Origin of the sequence: Pseudomonas sp. JAI111, assembly GCF_024809425.1 — a bacterium.
Lineage (GTDB): Bacteria > Pseudomonadota > Gammaproteobacteria > Pseudomonadales > Pseudomonadaceae > Aquipseudomonas.
This window is the reverse complement of the sequence record NZ_JANUCB010000001.1, coordinates 483,072-502,484: the sequence shown is the minus strand read 5'-3', so window position 1 is coordinate 502,484 and position 19,413 is coordinate 483,072. Positions and strand designations below refer to the sequence as shown.

At 59.5% G+C, this 19,413-nt stretch carries 15 protein-coding genes and 5 tRNA genes; 13 read left to right on the top strand and 7 right to left on the bottom strand.

Going from position 1 to position 19,413, the window contains the following annotated elements; all coding sequences use genetic code 11:
• Positions 1 to 123: 123 nt before the first annotated feature.
• A tRNA-Asn gene (locus HNR03_RS02465) sits at positions 124 to 199 on the bottom strand.
• 227 nt (positions 200 to 426) lie between these two features.
• On the opposite strand from HNR03_RS02465, the gene HNR03_RS02460 reads away from it, so the two are divergent.
• On the top strand, positions 427 to 657 hold the full coding sequence (locus HNR03_RS02460) for a hypothetical protein (protein WP_208672134.1): 231 nt from the start codon (positions 427 to 429) through the stop codon (positions 655 to 657).
• Here HNR03_RS02460 and HNR03_RS02455 read toward each other — a convergent pair.
• Entirely contained in the window at positions 654 to 854 is a 201-nt protein-coding gene (locus tag HNR03_RS02455) for a hypothetical protein (protein WP_090182254.1), read from the bottom strand. The genes HNR03_RS02460 and HNR03_RS02455 overlap by 4 nt on opposite strands.
• A 238-nt stretch (positions 855 to 1,092) precedes the next feature.
• Positions 1,093 to 2,289 carry an amino acid aminotransferase gene (locus HNR03_RS02450; RefSeq protein WP_222585541.1) on the bottom strand — a complete coding sequence of 399 codons (1,197 nt, stop codon included), beginning with the start codon at positions 2,287 to 2,289 and terminating at the stop codon, positions 1,093 to 1,095.
• A gap of 337 nt (positions 2,290 to 2,626) precedes the next feature.
• Between HNR03_RS02450 and uvrB the strand changes: the two genes are divergently transcribed.
• Positions 2,627 to 4,642, top strand: coding sequence for an excinuclease ABC subunit UvrB (uvrB, locus tag HNR03_RS02445; RefSeq protein ID WP_090182258.1), 2,016 nt, complete (start codon positions 2,627 to 2,629; stop codon positions 4,640 to 4,642).
• A gap of 121 nt (positions 4,643 to 4,763) precedes the next feature.
• Here the strand turns inward: uvrB and HNR03_RS02440 are convergent, their stop codons facing one another.
• On the bottom strand, positions 4,764 to 6,254 hold the full coding sequence (locus HNR03_RS02440; protein ID WP_222590368.1) for an MDR family MFS transporter: 1,491 nt from the start codon (positions 6,252 to 6,254) through the stop codon (positions 4,764 to 4,766).
• Between the two features lie 49 nt (positions 6,255 to 6,303).
• Positions 6,304 to 7,353, bottom strand: a complete 1,050-nt coding sequence (locus tag HNR03_RS02435; RefSeq protein ID WP_259150464.1) for an HlyD family secretion protein — start codon at positions 7,351 to 7,353, stop codon at positions 6,304 to 6,306.
• Between the two features lie 220 nt (positions 7,354 to 7,573).
• On the opposite strand from HNR03_RS02435, the gene gltX reads away from it, so the two are divergent.
• The 10 genes from gltX (at position 7,574) to HNR03_RS02385 (ending at position 13,551) form a co-directional block, all read left to right on the top strand.
• Complete coding sequence (gene gltX / locus HNR03_RS02430; protein WP_222585544.1) at positions 7,574 to 9,055, top strand: glutamate--tRNA ligase; 1,482 nt, start codon at positions 7,574 to 7,576, stop codon at positions 9,053 to 9,055.
• Positions 9,056 to 9,245: 190 nt separating this feature from the next.
• Positions 9,246 to 9,321 (top strand) — tRNA-Ala (locus HNR03_RS02425).
• A 79-nt stretch (positions 9,322 to 9,400) separates the two neighbouring features.
• Positions 9,401 to 9,476, top strand: a tRNA-Glu gene (locus HNR03_RS02420).
• Between the two features lie 53 nt (positions 9,477 to 9,529).
• Positions 9,530 to 9,605, top strand: a tRNA-Ala gene (locus HNR03_RS02415).
• Positions 9,606 to 9,685: 80 nt separating this feature from the next.
• Positions 9,686 to 9,761 (top strand) — tRNA-Glu (locus HNR03_RS02410).
• Positions 9,762 to 9,945: 184 nt separating this feature from the next.
• Positions 9,946 to 10,485 carry a TetR/AcrR family transcriptional regulator gene (locus tag HNR03_RS02405; RefSeq protein ID WP_208672138.1) on the top strand — a complete coding sequence of 180 codons (540 nt, stop codon included), beginning with the start codon at positions 9,946 to 9,948 and terminating at the stop codon, positions 10,483 to 10,485.
• 30 nt (positions 10,486 to 10,515) lie between these two features.
• Positions 10,516 to 11,349 (top strand): alpha/beta fold hydrolase, encoded by an 834-nt coding sequence (locus HNR03_RS02400; protein ID WP_222585545.1) that lies wholly within the window; start codon positions 10,516 to 10,518, stop codon positions 11,347 to 11,349.
• A gap of 48 nt (positions 11,350 to 11,397) precedes the next feature.
• The gene (locus tag HNR03_RS02395; protein WP_222585546.1) at positions 11,398 to 11,847 is read left to right on the top strand and encodes a thioesterase family protein; all 450 of its coding nucleotides are present in this window, start codon (positions 11,398 to 11,400) and stop codon (positions 11,845 to 11,847) included.
• A gap of 167 nt (positions 11,848 to 12,014) precedes the next feature.
• The gene (locus HNR03_RS02390) at positions 12,015 to 12,974 is read left to right on the top strand and encodes a tRNA-dihydrouridine synthase (protein ID WP_090182267.1); all 960 of its coding nucleotides are present in this window, start codon (positions 12,015 to 12,017) and stop codon (positions 12,972 to 12,974) included.
• A gap of 130 nt (positions 12,975 to 13,104) precedes the next feature.
• On the top strand, positions 13,105 to 13,551 hold the full coding sequence (locus tag HNR03_RS02385) for an Hsp20 family protein (RefSeq protein WP_222585547.1): 447 nt from the start codon (positions 13,105 to 13,107) through the stop codon (positions 13,549 to 13,551).
• A 45-nt stretch (positions 13,552 to 13,596) separates the two neighbouring features.
• On the opposite strand, the gene HNR03_RS02380 is transcribed toward HNR03_RS02385, so the two are convergent.
• Both HNR03_RS02380 and HNR03_RS02375 read right to left on the bottom strand, forming a co-directional pair.
• Positions 13,597 to 16,875 (bottom strand): PAS domain S-box protein, encoded by a 3,279-nt coding sequence (locus HNR03_RS02380; RefSeq protein ID WP_222585548.1) that lies wholly within the window; start codon positions 16,873 to 16,875, stop codon positions 13,597 to 13,599.
• A 69-nt stretch (positions 16,876 to 16,944) separates the two neighbouring features.
• Complete coding sequence (locus HNR03_RS02375; RefSeq protein WP_259150462.1) at positions 16,945 to 17,835, bottom strand: LysR family transcriptional regulator; 891 nt, start codon at positions 17,833 to 17,835, stop codon at positions 16,945 to 16,947.
• 148 nt (positions 17,836 to 17,983) lie between these two features.
• Here HNR03_RS02375 and leuC point away from each other — a divergent pair, with 148 nt between their 5' ends.
• Positions 17,984 to 19,402, top strand: a complete 1,419-nt coding sequence (gene leuC, locus HNR03_RS02370; RefSeq protein ID WP_259150461.1) for a 3-isopropylmalate dehydratase large subunit — start codon at positions 17,984 to 17,986, stop codon at positions 19,400 to 19,402.
• Positions 19,403 to 19,413: the final 11 nt, after the last annotated feature.

Genomic DNA, 19,413 nt, shown 5'->3' with positions numbered 1-19,413 from the left:
TTGGGCTACGGAAAATCAGGAAACGTCCTACTCTTGGCGGGACACATTCAAACGCCCTGTTTTTCATTAGCCACAAAAAAGCCCCTGAATCTTTCGATTCAGGGGCTTTTCGATATTGCTGTCTGGCTCCACGACCTGGACTCGAACCAGGGACCCAGTGATTAACAGTCACTTGCTCTACCAACTGAGCTATCGCGGAATGGCGTGTATGTTACTGATTCAAAAAGAGAAGTCAAGCGCTTGTGTAGAACATGACAGGTTCATGGGGACGGACGGTGGTTTATCGACCGTGGGCGGTTACCAGAATCGCCTCAGAGGTCTACCATGGCCGCCCGGAAGTGGTTACACGCGCTGCCGGCCATTCGCCGAAAAGGTACGCGCCATGAATCACCCAATCCTCACTCCTCAAATCAACGGGGTGTTCCCATGAGCATCGCTCAGATCAGCCTGCCCAAAGGTGTCGGCCCGCACGCCGAGAAACTGTTCGATGCAATCACCCAGGCCAGCACCGCAGACGATCTGAATCGTGCGGGCGGCAAGGCTGAAGGTTTTGTCCTTGGTCTGGAAAGCGCCAAGGCGATCAAGAGTCAGGTTGCCGAATCGCTTTACGTCGCCTATGACGACGCCGCCAGTCAGCGCGCCAGCGAACTGGCTTAACCGCCGAACGTCACTGTGGCGAGCATCAGTTTGGCGTACAGCATCGTAGCGCCCAGCTGCACCAGCCACAGCGCCAGGCCGCCGAGAAATACGCCAGCAGCCACTTGCAGCACCAGGTTGTTACCGCGTTTGGCCGGGGTGCGAGGGACGAAATCGTCCAGCTCGTCACGGTCGGCGCGTAGGTCATCGTTTTTCATGTGGGCTCTCTGAAGAATTCTCGGGTGTACACAATACCTGTGGGAGTGAGCCTGCTCGCGATGAGGGCCCTACATTCAACATCGATGCTGGCAGGTCGACCGCCATCGCGAGCAGGCTCGCTCCCACATTTTGATTGGGGAGCAGTTTAAAGGTCTCGTTCCAGTTACCGAGAATTATCTGCGAACAATAAAAAACGGGAAGCCATCTGGCTTCCCGTTTTTCATATCACGCAACCACTCAGATCACTGCAACGATGGCCTTGGTCACCGCATCAATGTTGCTCTGGTTCAACGCAGCCACGCAAATACGGCCGGTGTCCAAGGCGTAGATACCGAACTCGCTGCGCAAGCGGGTGACTTGCTCAACGGTCAGGCCCGAGTAGGAGAACATGCCGCGCTGACGACCGACGAAGCTGAAATCACGCTGTGGTGCGTTTTTCGCCAGCAGGTCGACCATCTGGGTGCGCATGCCGCGAATCCGCAGGCGCATTTCGGCCAGTTCTTCTTCCCACTGTGCGCGCAGTACCGGGCTGTTGAGCACGGCGGCGACGATGCTTGCACCGTGGGTCGGCGGGTTGGAGTAGTTAGTGCGGATAACGCGTTTGACTTGCGACAACACGCGCGCGCTTTCTTCTTTCGATTCGCTGACGATCGACAGGGCGCCAACGCGCTCGCCGTACAGCGAGAAGGATTTGGAGAACGAGCTGGAGACGAAGAAGGTGAGGCCCGATTCAGCGAACAGGCGCACGGCCGCCGCGTCTTCGTCGATGCCGTCGCCAAAGCCCTGGTAGGCCATGTCGAGGAATGGCACGTGACCTTTGGCTTTCACCACTTCCAGAACGTTGTTCCAGTCCGCCGGGCTCAAGTCCACGCCAGTCGGGTTGTGGCAGCACGCGTGCAGCACAACGATCGAACCGGACGGCAAGGCGTTCAGGTCTTCGAGCAGGCCGGTGCGGTTAACGTCATGGGTCGCGGCGTCGTAGTAGCGATAGTTCTGCACCGGGAAACCGGCGGTTTCGAACAGGGCGCGGTGGTTTTCCCAGCTTGGGTCGCTGATGGCCACGACAGCGTTCGGCAGCAGTTGCTTGAGGAAATCGGCACCGATTTTCAGGGCGCCGGTACCGCCAACGGCCTGGGTGGTGATGACGCGACCAGCAGCGATCAGCGGCGAGTCATTGCCAAACAGCAGTTTTTGAACCGCCTGGTCATAGGCGGCAATGCCGTCGATTGGCAAGTAGCCACGGGAAGCGTGCTGAGCGACGCGAATCGTCTCGGCTTCGACAACGGCGCGCAGGAGTGGAATTCGCCCCTCCTCGTTGCAGTAAACACCGACCCCCAGGTTGACCTTGGTGGTGCGTGTATCGGCGTTGAATGCTTCGTTGAGGCCCAGGATTGGATCGCGTGGTGCCATTTCGACAGCGGAGAACAGGCTCATTTTTGCGGCGGCTCTGAATGGAGAGTGGAGGGACGTGTCGCGCTCCAGCCGAATGCACTAGAGCGGTGCACAAACGGGGAGCTAGTATAGAGGCCATCCACGATTGAAGGCGACAGACGATTGGGCTTTTAAGTTAAGTTTTTCCGATTATTTTTCGACCGTTAGTCGATTGGCATCGTCTAAGTCTTTACGCGATGTAGGACGTTTGCCTTGAAAGCGAAGGCATTCGACTCCACATTGAGCACAATCCAGTTTTTTCCTCGGGCGACGTCAGTCGTTTGCGGCCTTTCTCGTTGCTGCCGGTTTAACCGCGCTAGCGCGATATCAGAGGTATTTCATGTCTGAATTCCAGCTAGTCACCCGCTTCGAGCCCGCCGGCGACCAGCCGGAAGCCATTCGCCTGATGGTCGAGGGCATTGAAGCCGGGCTGGCGCACCAGACCTTGCTCGGTGTGACCGGCTCAGGCAAGACGTTCAGCATCGCCAATGTGATCGCGCAAGTTCAGCGTCCGACCCTGGTGCTGGCGCCGAACAAGACCCTGGCCGCGCAGTTGTACGGCGAGTTCAAGGCGTTCTTCCCGAACAACGCCGTCGAGTATTTCGTTTCCTATTACGACTACTACCAGCCTGAAGCGTACGTGCCGTCGTCGGACACCTTTATCGAGAAAGATGCGTCGATCAACGACCACATCGAGCAGATGCGGTTGTCGGCGACCAAAGCCTTGCTGGAGCGCAAAGACGCGATCATCGTCACCACGGTGTCGTGCATCTACGGCTTGGGCAGCCCGGAAACCTATTTGAAAATGGTTTTGCACGTGGATCGCGGCGACAAGCTCGATCAGCGCGCCTTGCTGCGACGCCTGGCGGACCTGCAATACACCCGCAACGACATGGAATTTGCCCGGGCGACCTTCCGGGTGCGCGGCGATGTAATCGACATTCATCCGGCCGAATCCGATTTTGAAGCGATCCGCATCGAGCTGTTCGATGACGAAGTCGAGAGCTTGTCTGCTTTCGATCCGCTGACCGGCGAGGTCATCCGCAAGCTGCCACGATTCACGTTCTACCCGAAAAGCCACTACGTGACGCCGCGAGAAACCCTGCTCGGTGCTGTCGAAGGGATCAAGGTCGAGCTGCAGGAGCGTCTGGACTATCTGCGTTCCAACAACAAACTGGTGGAAGCCCAACGTCTGGAACAGCGCACCCGTTTTGACCTGGAAATGATCCTCGAGCTGGGTTATTGCAACGGCATCGAAAACTATTCGCGCTACCTGTCGGGCCGTGAGTCCGGTCAGGCGCCACCGACCTTGTTCGACTACCTGCCGGCCGACGCCTTGCTGGTGATCGACGAATCCCACGTCAGCGTGCCGCAGGTCGGCGCCATGTATAAGGGTGACCGCTCGCGTAAAGAAACCCTGGTGGAATACGGTTTCCGCCTGCCATCCGCGCTGGATAACCGGCCAATGCGTTTCGACGAGTTCGAAAGCATCAGCCCGCAGACCATTTTTGTATCGGCAACGCCGGGCAACTACGAGGCGGAACATGCCGGTCGCGTGGTCGAGCAACTGGTCCGTCCGACCGGTCTGGTGGACCCGCAAATCGAAATCCGCCCGGCACTGACCCAGGTCGACGATCTACTTTCCGAGATTGGCAAGCGGGTGGCGCTGGAAGAGCGGGTGCTGGTCACCACGCTGACCAAGCGCATGTCCGAAGACTTGACCGATTACCTGGCCGACCACGGCGTGCGCGTGCGTTACCTGCACTCGGACATCGACACCGTGGAGCGGGTCGAAATCATCCGCGATCTGCGCCTGGGTACCTTCGACGTACTGGTGGGGATCAACCTGTTGCGTGAAGGCCTGGACATGCCGGAAGTGTCGCTGGTGGCCATTCTCGATGCGGACAAGGAAGGCTTCCTGCGTTCCGAGCGTTCGTTGATCCAGACCATTGGCCGTGCGGCGCGCAACCTTAATGGACGGGCGATTCTCTATGCGGATCGCATTACCGGTTCCATGGAGCGGGCGATTGGCGAAACCGAGCGTCGTCGCGACAAACAGATCGCCTTTAACCTGGCCAACGGCATCACCCCCAAAGGCGTGTTCAAGGACGTTGCCGACATCATGGAAGGCGCCACCGTGCCGGGTTCGCGCAGCAAGAAGCGCAAAGGCATGGCCAAGGCCGCCGAGGAAAGCGCCAAGTACGAAGCCGAATTGCGTTCGCCGGGGGAAATCGCCAAGCGCATTAAAGGTTTGGAAGAGAAGATGTACGCCTTGGCTCGGGATCTGGAATTCGAAGCCGCGGCGCAGATGCGTGATGAGATTGGCAAGTTGCGGGAGCGGTTGATCACTGTTTGATATAGGCGGTGCCTGTCAGGCCGTCATCGCGAGCAGGCTCACTCCCACATTCGACCGCGTTTATTTGAGTAACGCGGTCCAATGTGGGAGTGAGCCTGCTCGCGATAGGGGCGACTCGGTCTCAATGTGCCTCGCCAGCTTTCAACCCCGCCGGCAATTTCTTGGTCAACAACACCGCAATCATGCTGATTCCCAGCGCAATCCCGACAAAATGAAACGCATCGTTGTACGCCATGATCGACGCCTGCTGATGGGCGATCTCACTCAATTTACCCAACGCTGCCGTCTCACTGCCAAACCGGTCCGTCATCGACGCCATCCGCTCCGCCACTTGCGGGTTGCTCGGGACGATTGATTCACGCAGATAATCAAAGTAGGTCTTGGTTCGCGCGTCCAGCAAGGTCGCGAGGAGGGCGATGCCGATGGCGCCGCCCAGGTTGCGCAGGATGTTGAACAGGCTCGAGGCCGACCCCGCGTCCTGCGGCAGGATGTACGCCGTGGCGATCAGCGAGATGGTCACCATGATCAGCGGCTGACCCAGCGCGCGAACGAGCTGGATCTGATTGAACTGCGGCCCGGCAAAGTCCGGGTTCAACACCCCCGATGAAAAACTCGCCAGCCCGAATAGTCCGAAGCCCAGGGTGCACAGCCATTTCGGCGATATAACCTTCATCAGCTTCGGCACCAGCGGAATCAGAAACAGCTGGGGCACGCCCATCCACATGATCACTTCGCCGATTTGCAGGGCGTTGTAGTTCTGGATCTGCGCCAGGTACAGCGGCAACAAATAGATCGATCCGTACAACCCGACGCCCATGCCGACACTGGAAATACTCGACAAACCAAAGTTGCGATTGCCCAGGATGCCGAGGTTGATCAGCGGATTGGGTTTGGAAAATTGCACGATCACAAACGTGATCAAGCTGACCAGCGCAATGCTGCCAAGGGTCACGATCAGGTTCGACTCCAGCCAGTCCTTGCGATGGCCTTCCTCCAGAAACACTTGCAAACAGCCGAGGCCGACGCCGAGCGTAAGGATGCCCATGTAGTCGGTGCTTTTGAGCAGTTCCCAATGCGCTTCTTTCTTCTCCAGGCCATACATCAGGCCCGCAATCATGATCAGGCCCGGCGGAATGTTGATGTAGAAGATGTATTCCCAGCCCCAGTTCTCGGTCAGCCAGCCTCCCAGTGTCGGGCCGATAGAGGGTGCGAACGTCGCGGTCATGGCGAACATCGCCATGCCTTTGGCGCGGTGGTGTTCCGGGAGTTTGATCAGTGTGAGGGTGAACGCCAGCGGAATCAGTGCGCCACCGGTGAACCCCTGCAAGGCGCGGAAAATGATCATGCTCTCCAGGCTCCAGGCCATTGAGCAGAGCAGGGACGCGGCAAGAAATCCGAGCGAGACCCAGACCGCCAGGCGTCGTGCCGAGAGCAACTGCACCAGCCACGCGGTCAGCGGGATCATGATGATTTCCGCAACAAGGTACGAAGTGGAAATCCACGAGCCTTCTTCTAGCGTCGCCGACAACGCGCCTTGAATGTCCTTGAGCGATGAGTTGGTGATCTGGATGTCGAGAACGGCCATGAAGGCGCCGAGCATCACGCTCATCACCGCGATCCAGTCCCGCCGGGTCGGTTCGCCGACCGGACGGATCAGTTGATCACCGGCCATCGTCAGGGGCGTCTTTGATGTTCACTTTGGCGGTGACCGACATGCCCGGGCGAATCTTGCCGCGCAGCGGATTGTCCGCGGCGAACGTCAGTTTGACCGGAATCCGTTGTACGACTTTGGTGAAGTTGCCCGTGGCATTGTCGGGCGGCAACAGGCTGAACTGCGCGCCCGAGGCGGCGAACAGGCTGTCGACTCGCGCCTCGATCGGCGTGTCGCTGTAGGCGTCGAAGGTCAGCCTGGCTTTCTGCCCGGGCTGCATGTGGCCAATCTGGGTTTCCTTGAAATTGGCCTGAATCCAGATGTCCTGATCCGGGACGATCGACATCAGATACGCGCCAGCCTGCACGTACTGGCCTTCGCGAGCCGCGCGCTGGCCGATCAGGCCGCTGATGGGCGCGTGGATTTCGCTGCGTGTCAGGTTCAGTTCGGCCTGGGCGAGGTCGGTCCTGGCGTTGGCGATCATGGCGTCGAGGCGCTTGATCTCGGCGCTCAAGGAGTTGACTTGCTGGCGCTGACTTTGTGCATCCGCCTGAGCCTTGGTCACTTGCGAGCGGGCGATGTGATTGTCGGCGGAGAGGGTGGTGACCCGTTCTTCCGACACGTAGCCGGGTTTGCGCAAGGTTTGCGCCCGGGACAAGTCGATCTGCGAACGTCCCAGGCTCGCCTGGCTGGAAGCCACTTGCGCTTCGCTGGCGGCGATCAGGCTGGCTTGCTGGGTCAGTTTGCTCTGCGCTTGCAGGCGTTCGGCCTGACGGGTGGCCAGGGTCGCGTTGGCGCGGTCGACGGCGAGGTGGAAGTCATCGCCTTCGAGCTTGATCAGCAGTTGGCCTTTCTCGACGTGCTGGTTGTCCTGCACCAACACCTGCTCGATGCGCGCACCCAGTTGGCTCGAGACACGGGTGATCTCGCCCTGGACATAGGCGTTGTCGGTGCTTTCGTAAAACCGTCCCTTGAAGAACCACTGGGCGAAAAAGCCCCCGGCAATCAGCAGGACGATCAACAGGAAAATAAACAGGCGACGCTTGAGTTGGGCAGGCATGGGGCAGACTGTAGTCGAGAAATTGTAAGGGAAGTTATCAGCAGGCGAATTTGGCATACAGGCGATAGTGGGTAAATGCCATCGGCTGATAATCGATCATTCATCGCGGCTCAGGCCCGTTGTAGACGCAACGTTGGCTTAAATGCCCTGCTGACTGGAGCCGGGCGGGTATCGCCTGTTACCATTCGCCCTTTGTTTTATCTTCATTTCGAGACTTGCCATGACCACCGTCCGCACTCGCATCGCGCCATCGCCTACCGGGGACCCCCACGTAGGTACCGCTTACATCGCTTTGTTCAACTACTGCTTTGCCAAGCAGCATGGCGGTGAGTTCATCCTGCGGATCGAAGACACCGACCAATTGCGTTCGACCCGCGAGTCCGAACAACAGATTTTCGACGCCCTGCGCTGGTTGGGTATCGACTGGAGCGAAGGCCCGGATGTCGGCGGTCCGCACGGTCCGTATCGTCAGAGCGAGCGCGGCGACATCTATCAGAAGTACTGCCAGCAACTGGTCGACATGGGCCATGCCTTCCCGTGCTTCTGCACCGCCGAAGAGCTGGACCAGATGCGTGCCGAGCAAATGGCGCGTGGCGAAACCCCGCGTTACGACGGTCGTGCGCTGTTGCTGTCCAAGGAAGAAGTCGCGCGCCGCCTGGCCGCTGGCGAGCCGCATGTGATCCGCATGAAAGTGCCGAGCGAAGGCGTGTGCGTAGTGCCGGACATGTTGCGTGGCGACGTCGAGATCCCGTGGGATCGCATGGACATGCAAGTATTGATGAAGACCGACGGCCTGCCGACGTACTTCCTGGCCAACGTGGTCGATGACCACTTGATGGGCATCACCCACGTCCTGCGCGGCGAAGAATGGTTGCCGTCTGCGCCGAAACTGATCCTGCTTTACGAATACTTCGGCTGGGAACAACCACAGCTGTGCTACATGCCGCTGCTGCGTAACCCGGACAAGAGCAAGCTGTCCAAGCGCAAGAACCCGACTTCGGTGACGTTCTACGAGCGCATGGGCTTCATGCCCGAAGCGATGCTCAATTACCTGGGCCGCATGGGCTGGTCGATGCCCGACGAGCGCGAGAAGTTCTCGCTGCAGGAAATGGTCGACCACTTCGACCTGAGCCGCGTGTCCCTCGGCGGGCCGATTTTCGACATCGAGAAACTGTCGTGGCTCAACGGCCAGTGGCTGCGTGACTTGCCGGTGGAAGAGTTCGCTTCACGCCTGAAGACCTGGGCGCTGAACCCCGAATACATGATGAAAATCGCACCGCACGTGCAGGGCCGGGTCGAAACCTTCAGTCAGGTTGCACCGCTGGCCGGTTTCTTCTTCGCCGGTGGCGTGAACCCGGATGCCAAGCTGTTCGAGTCCAAGAAGCTGTCGGGCGATCAAGTGCGTCAGTTGATGCAGTTGATCCTGTGGAAGCTGGAAAGCCTGCGTCAGTGGGAGAAGGACAGCATCACCGCGACGATTCAGGCGGTGGTCGAATCCCTGGAGCTCAAGCTGCGTGACGCCATGCCGCTGATGTTCGCTGCCATCACCGGCCAGGCCAGCTCGGTGTCGGTGCTCGATGCGATGGAAATCCTCGGTCCGGACCTGACCCGTTTCCGTCTGCGCCAGGCGATCGACCTGCTGGGCGGCGTGTCGAAAAAGGAAAACAAGGAGTGGGAAAAACTCTTGGGCAACATCGCCTGAGAGCATTTGATCCCGTGCAGGAGCTGCCGGAGGCCGTGATCTTTTGATCCTGCCTTCGGCGACACCCCCGGTTTTTCGGGGGGAGGGCGGTAAGTGATTGTTATGTCGGCAAAAAACTTTGGAAATTGTTAAAAATAAATTTGACACGTTTCCGATGCGCCATTAAGATTCGCCCCGTCCTCAGCGATGAGGGGCTATAGCTCAGCTGGGAGAGCGCTTGCATGGCATGCAAGAGGTCGACGGTTCGATCCCGTCTAGCTCCACCAATTTACACTTCAAGGTCTGGCCACACCGGCCTTGAAGCGATCAACACTCAGCGTTGATCTGTTGTATAGAAGGGTTTGCGTCCCCTTCGTCTAGTGGCCTAGGACACCGCCCTTTCACGGCGGTAACAGGGGTTCGAGTCCCCTAGGGGACGCCAGTTTTACAGAAGCGATGTTGCAAGATGTCGCTCCGCCGCGAGGCGAAAAATCCGGGGCTATAGCTCAGCTGGGAGAGCGCCTGCATGGCATGCAGGAGGTCAGCGGTTCGATCCCGCTTAGCTCCACCAATTTTACAGTTCAAGGTCTGGCCACACCGGCCTTGAATCGATCAGCTCTCAGCACTGATCAGTTGTATAGAAGGTTTTGCGTCCCCTTCGTCTAGTGGCCTAGGACACCGCCCTTTCACGGCGGTAACAGGGGTTCGAGTCCCCTAGGGGACGCCACGATTACCCGCTCTGCGGGATTTTATAAGGGTCATTCAATTATTGAATGGCCCTTTTGTTTGTCTGGCGTTTGGCCAAATCCCCCCGTTTCTCTCAAACTGTGCTTCAGACCAGCGGTCACATCCACGACTTGCGGAAAATTATTATGAGAATAATATTCTAGTCGTAATATTCGGAGGCAACGATGAACGATAAAAAAGCTCAAACCCGCGAACGCATCCTCAAGGCCGCCAGTGCAGCGCTGATCCAGCGCGGCCCGGCCGAACCGAGCGTGGGCGAAGTGATGGGCGCAGCCGGCCTGACGGTTGGCGGCTTCTATGCGCACTTCGAAAGCAAGGACGCGATGATGCTGGAAGCGTTCAAGCAACTGCTCGGTCATCGCCGTAGCTTGATCGCAGAGATGGACTCGCAACTGACCGGCGAAGAGCGCCGTGCGTTGGTGGCTGCGTTCTATCTGTCGCGTAAGCACCGTGATTCCTCTGAGTCAGCCTGCCCGATCCCGGCATCTGTTGGCGAGCTGGGGCGTCTGCCGGACGAGTTTCGTGTGGCGTTGAATGAACACGTTGAAATGATGGTCGCGCAGTTGGCGGCCAGCCCGGAAGACACCGACAAAGCCTTGGCCGACATGGCCTTGATGGTCGGTGGTCTGGCTCTGGCACGGGCGCTGGGGCCAGGAGAGTTGTCCGATCGATTGCTGCGCGCCGCCAAATCTGCGGTGCTATGACCTGAAGGCAAGGCCTTGGGAGTGAGAGCGATGAACACGTTGAAGTGGGTTCGTGGCGTTAATGGCACCTTGGGCTGGTTTGCTCCGAAATTGGTCGCGAGCAAGATGCGACTGGCGTTCATGACGCCGCGAGAACTGCCACCACGTGATTGGGAGCTGCCGCTGCTGGCAAGATCCGAACGAATCACTCTGCGCTTCGGCCTCTCGGCGCTGCGTTGGGGGCAAGGGCCGGCGGTATTGCTGATGCACGGCTGGGAAGGCCGGCCGACGCAGTTTGCGAGCCTTATCACCGCGCTGGTCGATGCCGGTTACTCCGTGGTTGCGCTGGACGGCCCGGCGCACGGTCGTTCCCCCGGTCGCGAGGCCAATGTGGTGCTGTTCGCCAGGGCCATGCTTGAAGCGGCTGCCGAGCTGCCGCCTCTGCAAGCGGTCATCGGTCACTCCATGGGCGGGGCGAGTGCCATGCTCGCCGTTCAGTTGGGCCTGCGTACCGAAACCCTGGTGACGATTGCCGCGCCAGCGCGGATTCTCGGGGTCCTACGCGGTTTCGCTCGCCATGTGCGACTGCCACCCAAGGCGCGCTCTGCGTTCATTCGTCAGGTCGAGATAGATGTCGGTATGCGCGCTGCAGCGCTGGATGTCGCCCATTATCAGCTCGACATGCCGGGCCTGATCGTCCATGCCGAAGATGACAACTTTGTCCCGGTCAAGGAAGCCCAGTTGATCAGTGAGGCATGGTTCGACAGCCGACTGTTACGCCTGGAGGAGGGCGGCCATCAGCGCGTGCTGGCGGATCCCCGCGTGATTGACGGCGTGCTGTCACTGCTGGCCGGTCGCCGGCTGCAATCGCGCCAATCGGCGTAAGCATCCGTTACACTGCCCCGGTCAACATCATCTGACCGGGAGTGGGGCATGGGCTGGGATCGGGCAACGCCATTTATCATTGATCTGGAAGTCGGCGCCGAAGACATCGACGGGCTGGGGCACGCCAATAACGCGGTGTACGTGACCTGGCTCGAACGCTGTGCTTGGCGCCACTCGCAGCGGCTGGGCCTGGACCTGGTCGAATATCGTCGGCTGGACCGGGCGATGGCGGTGGTGCGGCATGAAATCGATTACCTGGCCGCGGCCTATGAAGGTGATGAGTTGCAATTGGCGACCTGGATCGTCGACTGGGACCAGCGCCTGAAAATGACCCGCCACTTCCAGTTGAAGCGGCCCAGCGACAACACCACGCTGCTGCGGGCGCAAACCACTTTTGTCTGCATCGAATTGTCCACCGGCAAGCCCAAGCGCATGCCGGCCGAGTTCATAGAAGGCTACGGTCCGGCGTTGCAGGTCTTGGACTCAGTGAAAATCTAATGTGGGAGCGGGCTTGCTCGCGAAGGCGGGCTGACAGCCAACATCTTCGTTGAATGTTAAATAGCTATCGCGAGCAAGCCCGCTCCCACAGGGGAATCTGCGATGTTCTGCAGATTTCCCGCGCAATCCAGTAAACTGCCGCACGTTTTTCGTCGAGTGTGTTTTTCATGCAAATTGCTTTGGCGCCCATGGAGGGGTTGGTCGACAACATCCTGCGGGACGTGCTGACCCGTGTGGGCGGTATCGATTGGTGCGTGACCGAGTTCATCCGGATCAACGATCAACTGCTTACGCCTGCCTATTACCATAAATTCGGCCCGGAACTGCTGACCGGTGCGCGCACCGCGTCCGGTGTTCCGTTACGAGTGCAATTGCTCGGCTCCGACCCCGTGTGTCTGGCGGAAAACGCTGCACTGGCGTGTGAGTTGGGATCCGAGGTCATCGATCTGAACTTCGGCTGCCCGGCCAAGACCGTCAACAAGTCGCGTGGCGGCGCCGTGTTGCTCAAAGAGCCTGAACTGCTCAACCAGATCGTCGAACACGTGCGTCGCGCGGTGCCGGCGCACATTCCGGTCACCGCCAAGATGCGCCTGGGCTTCGACAGCCCGGACGGCTCGCTGGTCTGCGCCACGGCCCTGGCCGAAGGCGGCGCGGCGCACATCGTGGTTCATGCGCGAACCAAAACCGATGGCTACAAGCCGCCCGCGCATTGGGAATGGATCCCTCGGGTGCAGGATGTGGTCAAGGTGCCGGTTTTCGCCAACGGCGACATCTGGAGCGTCGAAGACTGGCGCCGTTGCCGCGAAATCAGCGGCGTCGAAGACATCATGCTCGGTCGCGGCCTGGTCTCACGCCCGGACCTGGCCCGGCAAATCGCGGCGGCGCGGGCTGGCGAGGAGGTCATTGAGATGACCTGGAACGAGTTGCTGCCGCTGATCCAGGACTTCTGGCTGCAAGCCAAGGCACAGATGACACCACGCCAATCGCCGGGTCGCTTGAAGCAATGGCTGGCAATGCTGACCCGAAATTATCCTGAAGCGGTCGAGCTGTTTACCGTCCTGCGCCGTGAAACCGAACTGGACCAGGTCTCGCGTTTGTTGGGGTTACAGGTCTCTGAAGCGGCGTAAAAATTTTTAAAAAAACAGAAAAAAATCTCTTGAAAAGCAATCGGCGATCCTTATTTAAGGATTACGCGATGCCGAATTCGGGTCGCGGAGACAAAAAAACTTGCTGATCTGTTTTCAGGAGATTTGAATCATGAGTACTGCATTTTCGATGGCACCTCTGTTCCGTTCCTCGGTGGGCTTCGACCGTTTCAATGACTTGTTCGAAACCGCCCTGCGCAACGAGCCAGGTAGCACCTACCCACCCTACAACGTGGAAAAACACGGCGAAGACCAATACCGTATCGTCGTAGCAGCCGCGGGGTTTCAGGAAGAAGACCTGGACCTGCAAGTGGAAAAAGGTGTGCTGACCATCAGTGGTGGCAAACGTGACGCAAACGAAGACGTCACCTATCTGTACCAGGGCATCGCACAGCGAGCCTTCAAACTGTCCTTCCGTCTGGCGGACCATATCGAAATCAAGGCTGCCGGCCTGAGCAACGGTTTGTTGAGCATCGACCTGTTGCGGGTGATTCCGGAAGAGGCGAAAGCCAAACGAATCCCGATCAACGGGGCAGAAAAACCGGCTCTGCAGCACTGAGTCGGAGCTACGAAAAGGGCGCCATTGGCGCCCTTTTTTGTGTCTTCATTTCAACAACTTCTGAAACTCCTCCACCGGCAACGGCCGGCTGTGCAAATACCCTTGGTAAAAATGGCAGCCCAACCCTTGTAGAAACTCCAGCTGCTCCGCTGTTTCCACGCCTTCGGCGATCACCTTCAATTCCAGGCTGCGCGCCATGGCGACAATGGCGCGGATGATTTCGGCGTCGTTGGGGTCGGTGGTGGCGTCACGGATGAACGACTGATCGATTTTCAGTGTGTCGACCGGCAGCCGCTTGAGGTAGGTCAACGAGGAGTAACCGGTGCCGAAGTCGTCCATCGCAAAGCTCACGCCGAGTTTTTTCAGGCGGCGCATTTTGTTGATGGTGTCTTCCAGGTTCTGGATGACGATGCCTTCGGTGATTTCCAGTTTCAGCAGCGAGCAGGGCAGGCCGTGGCTGCCGAGGCTGTGCTCGATGCGCTCGACAAAATCGTTCTGGCGGAACTGCCTCGGGCTGATGTTGACGCACAGGCTGAAGCTGAGCGGGTTGACCAGGCCTTTGGCAACCAGGTGCTTGAACGCGGCACAGGCCTCTTCAAGGATCCAGGTGCCGACTTCCAGAATCAGTCCGCTGTCTTCCAGCACCTTGATGAACTCGGCGGGCGATTGCGGCCCGAGTTCCGGGTGGTTCCAGCGCACCAGTGCTTCGGCACCGACAATGCGGTTGCCCCGGGCGTCGACCTGGGGTTGGTAATGCACGTCAAACTCGCCGCGGGAAAGGGCCTGGCGCAGGTCGGTTTCCATGCGCAGGCGTTCGCTGGCGGCCTTCTGCATGGTGTTGTGATACATCTGTGTGGTATTGCGGCCCGAGTCCTTGGCGCGGTAAAGCGCGATGTCGGCGCGTTTAAGCAGGTCGGTCGGTGTCGAGCCATGGTCGGGAATCAGCGCGATGCCAATGCTCGGTGTCACCTGCAGGCGTTGGCCGTCGAGGAACATCGGCTCCGACAGCAATTCGCGCAGGGTATCCGCCAAGTCCCGGACCTGTGCGCTGACCTCGTTGCGCGAGCCTTCCAGGCCGCTGAGCAGCACCACGAACTCATCGCCGCCCAGGCGCGCCACGGTGTCTTCCATGCGTACGCTGGCTTCCAGGCGCGCGGTGATGATCTTCAGCACGGTATCGCCCACCGGGTGACCGAGTGAGTCGTTGATGTGCTTGAAGTGATCGAGATCAAGGAAGAGCAGCGCGCCACGCAGGTTATGCCGTTTGAGCAGGGCGATTTGCTGGCTCAAGCGGTCCATCAACAGCGCGCGGTTCGGCAGGTTGGTCAGCGGGTCGTGGTACGCCAGGTGACGGATTTGCGCTTCGGCATTTTTCAGCAGGCTGACGTCCCGGGCGGTCAGCAACAGGCACGCGGTTTCATTGAGGGTGATGGGCTCTACCGAGACTTCGACGGTCAGGAGTTCTCCGCGCTTGTTGCGGCCGATCATTTCCTGGTGGTGCACGCGGCCCTTGATCTGCAACTCGGCCAGCAGCGCCGAGCGTTGCTTCTCTTGTGCCCAGATGCCGACCTGATACACCGTGCGGCCCAGCACCTCATCGGCGCGATACCCGGTCAAGCGACAGAAGCCGTCGTTGACCTCCAGATAGCGCCCGGTGTCACGTTCGGTGATGGTGATGGCGTCGGGGCTTGAATGGAACGCCTTGGCAAACTTCTCCTCGCTGGCCTTCAATGCCGCTTCGGAGCGTTGCTGCTGGGTGATGTCGCGCAGTGTCGTGACGATGCATGGCTGGTCGCCGACGCTGATCTGCCGGCTGGAAATCACGCAGGTCAGGGATTGCCCGTCCTTGTGCTGAGCGACGATGGCTACGTTGTTCAGGCTCTGTTCGCGGATGACCTGTTCGATCCGTTGCAGGCTTTTTGCCGATGCGTCCCACAAGCCGAATTCGTCGGCGCTGCGACCGATCACTTCCGCGGCGCTCCAGCCGAAGGTCTGGGTGAAGCTGGAGTTGATCTCGATGAACTGGCCGGTGTCCTGGCGCGTCACGCAGATCGGGTCCGGGCTGACCTGGAACAGCGTGGCGAATTTCTCTTCGGAGGCCACCAGCCGTTGCTCGCGCTCCACTTGATCGGTGATGTCCAGCAAGGTGCCGGCCATGCGCAGCGGAGCGCCGTTTTCATCACGGTAAAGCCGGGCGCGGCTTTCCAGATAGCGCGAGCTGCCATCGTCCAGTTGCACGCGGTAGGTCAGTTGATAATTGCCCGCCGGCCCTTCACGCAGGCTGCGGTAGGCGTCACGCATGCTGTCGCGTTCTTCGCCGGGCACGCCTTCGAAAAACGCCTCGAAGGATTCATGAAAAGGTATGGGGTCCAGCCCGTGCAGCTGGGCGGCTCGAGCCGAGCCGTAGAGCATGCCGCTGGGAATGTGCCAGTCCCAGGTGCCGAGTTGCGCCGAATCCAGGGCCAGGTCGAGGCGTTCCTGGCTGTCCTTGAGGGCGTGTTCGGCAGCTTTGCGTTCGGTGGTATCGAGAAAGGTGCTCAGCAGATACGGCTGGCCTTCGAGTTCGACCTTTTGTGCGCTGAGGATGCCGTCGTGGATCTGGCCATTGCTGGCGCGAAACTGCACCTCCATGCTGGTCAGCTCGCCCTTGGCCTTGGTCGCCGTGACCAGCGCGGCCCGTTGCTCCGGGTGTACCCACAGGCCCAGTTCGACGGTGGTGCGGCCAATGGCATCTTGCACCGGCCAGCCGAACAGGCTTTCGAAATACTGGTTGGCTTCGGTAATCAGGCCGTCTTCCTGGCGGGTCAGCAACACCATGTTCGGGCACAGGTGGAACAGCGTGGCGAAGCGTTTTTCCGAGCTGCTCAGTGCCTGTTCGCGTTGGCGTTGGTGGGTGATTTCGCGGATCACGCCAATCATTCGCGGTCGACCGTGTTTATCCGGCAGCAAACTGCCATTGATTTCCAGCCAGTGCAGGCTGCCATCGGGCCAGCGGATGCGGTGATGCATCGCCTGCTCCAGCGGGGCACCGGCGATCACCGCATGGAAGGCGCGGATGGTTTTCGCCCGATCCTCCGGCGGCAGCAAATCGAGGTATTCCAGATCGGCCGGCAACGGTTGGCGCGGATCGAAGCCGAACAACGCCTGAGTGCCTCGTGACCAACTGATCTGCCCGCGCTCGATGTCCCAATACCAGGCACCCAGGCGTGCGCCATTGAGGGCGGCCAGCAGTTGCGGCGCGCTTTCCCAGCTCTGCTCGGATCGTTTTGGGTCAAGCGCCTGGATACGCGGCATCGGCGGAATACGGTCAACAGATTTGGGCATTGGCAACAAGCCTTGGGCTGAATTGGGCGTTAGGCACAGGAATTCGCGGCTGTATGGCAGTTACACACGTTAGCCTTGAGTCCCTGGCAGATCGATTTGTGCATCCAGCAGGGCCATGAAAGCCCGTGCCGCATTCGATAGCGTCCGTTCGGTGTGCAGGATATAGCCTAGCTGGCGAGTCAGTTGTATGCCCGGTAAAGGTATTCGCGCAACCTGATCGTCGAGCATGGTGCGCGGCAAAACGCTCCACGCCAAGCCGATCGAGACCATCATTTTGATGGTTTCGAGGTAATTCGTGCTCATGGCGATGTTCGGTGTCAATCCCTGGGCCTCGAACAGGCGCTGGACGATGTGATGGGTAAAGGTGTTCCCACCGGGAAAAACCGCCGGGTGCCGAGCGATATCCGCCAGGCTGACGGCGCCGTTGCTGATCAGCGAATGCTCCGGCGCGACCACGAAATCCAGCGGGTCGTCCCATACCGGCGTGGCTTTGACCAGGGAGTGAGGCTCTGGCGCCAGGGTGATGACTGCCAGTTCCGCGCGCCCATGGAGGATTTCTTCGTAGGCCACTTCCGAATCGAGGAACTGAATGTCCAGCGCCACCTGTGGGTAGCGGCGGGTGAACTCTCTTAATAAGGGCGGCAAACGGTGCAGGCCGATGTGGTGACTGGTGGCCAGTGTCAGGCGGCCGGTGACTTCGCCCGTCAGGTTCGTCAGCGCGCGGCGAGTGTCATCCAGCACATTGAGAATCTGGTAAGCCCGCGGCAGCAGGGCGCGTCCGGCCTCGGTCAGGCTGACTTCACGGCCCAGCCGGTCGAACAGCCGTACCTTCAATTGCTGCTCCAGCCCGGCAATCCGCTTGCTGATCGCCGGTTGCGTCAGGTGCAGGCGTTCGCCGGCGCCTGAGAAGCTCCCGGTCTCGGCAATCGCGATAAAGGCATTGAGGTTGGCGAGGTCCATTGCTGTATTCCAGTTGGTTATCCAAAGCATAAAAAATATGAATTTGAGTTATTTAATGTAACCCCCTAGGATCGACCTCACAAGCCAAGGGGTTATTGAAATGTTCAAGGCCCGGGGCATAGAAACAAGCTGATGAGGAAACCGTCTGATGGCCGGCAAAACGCTCTACGACAAGCTCTGGAATTCGCATTTGGTCAAGCAGCGCGACGATGGCTCTGCGCTGATCTACATCGATCGTCACATCATCCACGAAGTGACGTCGCCGCAAGCCTTTGAAGGCCTGCGTCTGGCCGGGCGCAAGCCTTGGCGCATCGATGCCAACATCGCGACCCCGGACCACAACGTACCGACCACCTCGGAGCGCAAGGGCGGCATCGAAGCCATTGCCGACGAGGTCTCGCGTTTGCAGGTTCAGACCCTCGACGACAACTGCGATGAATACGGCATCGTCGAATTCAAGATGAATGATGTGCGTCAAGGCATCGTCCACGTCATCGGTCCGGAGCAGGGCGCCACCTTGCCGGGCATGACCGTGGTCTGCGGCGACTCCCACACTTCGACTCATGGTGCGTTCGGTGCCTTGGCTCACGGTATCGGCACGTCCGAGGTCGAGCACGTGCTCGCCACTCAGTGCCTGGTCGCCAAAAAAATGAAGAATATGTTGGTGTCGGTCGAAGGAAAACTGCCGTTCGGCGTGACCGCCAAAGACATCGTCCTCGCCGTCATCGGCAAAATTGGCACCGCCGGCGGTAACGGCCATGCCATCGAATTCGCCGGTAGTGCGATTCGCGATCTGTCGGTCGAAGGCCGCATGACCATCTGCAACATGTCCATCGAGGCCGGCGCTCGCGTAGGTCTGGTGGCCGCTGACGAAAAAACCGTGGCCTACGTCAAGGGCCGTCCATTCGCTCCGAAAGGCGCGGAATGGGATTTGGCCGTCGAAGCCTGGAAAGATCTGGTGTCCGACGCAGATGCGGTGTTTGACACCGTTGTCGAGCTCGACGCGACCCAGATCAAGCCGCAAGTCAGCTGGGGCACCTCGCCTGAAATGGTCTTGGCTGTGGACCAGAATGTGCCGGACCCGGCCAAGGAAATGGACCTGGTCAAACGCGGCTCCATCGAACGCGCTTTGAAATACATGGGTTTGACCGCCAATCAGGCGATCACCGACATTCAGTTGGACCGCGTGTTCATCGGTTCCTGCACCAACTCGCGGATCGAAGATTTGCGCGCTGCGGCGGTGATTGCCAAGGGCCGTAAAGTGGCGTCGACCATCAAGCAAGCCATCGTGGTACCGGGCTCGGGCCTGGTGAAGGCTCAGGCCGAATCGGAAGGCCTGGACAAGATTTTCCTCGAAGCCGGTTTCGAATGGCGTGAGCCGGGCTGCTCGATGTGCCTGGCGATGAACCCGGACCGTTTGGAGTCGGGCGAGCATTGCGCATCGACCTCCAACCGCAACTTCGAAGGCCGTCAGGGCGCCGGTGGCCGTACCCACCTCGTGAGCCCGGCCATGGCCGCCGCCGCCGCGGTAAACGGTCGTTTCGTCGACGTCCGTGAATTGATCTAAAGGAGCGCAGC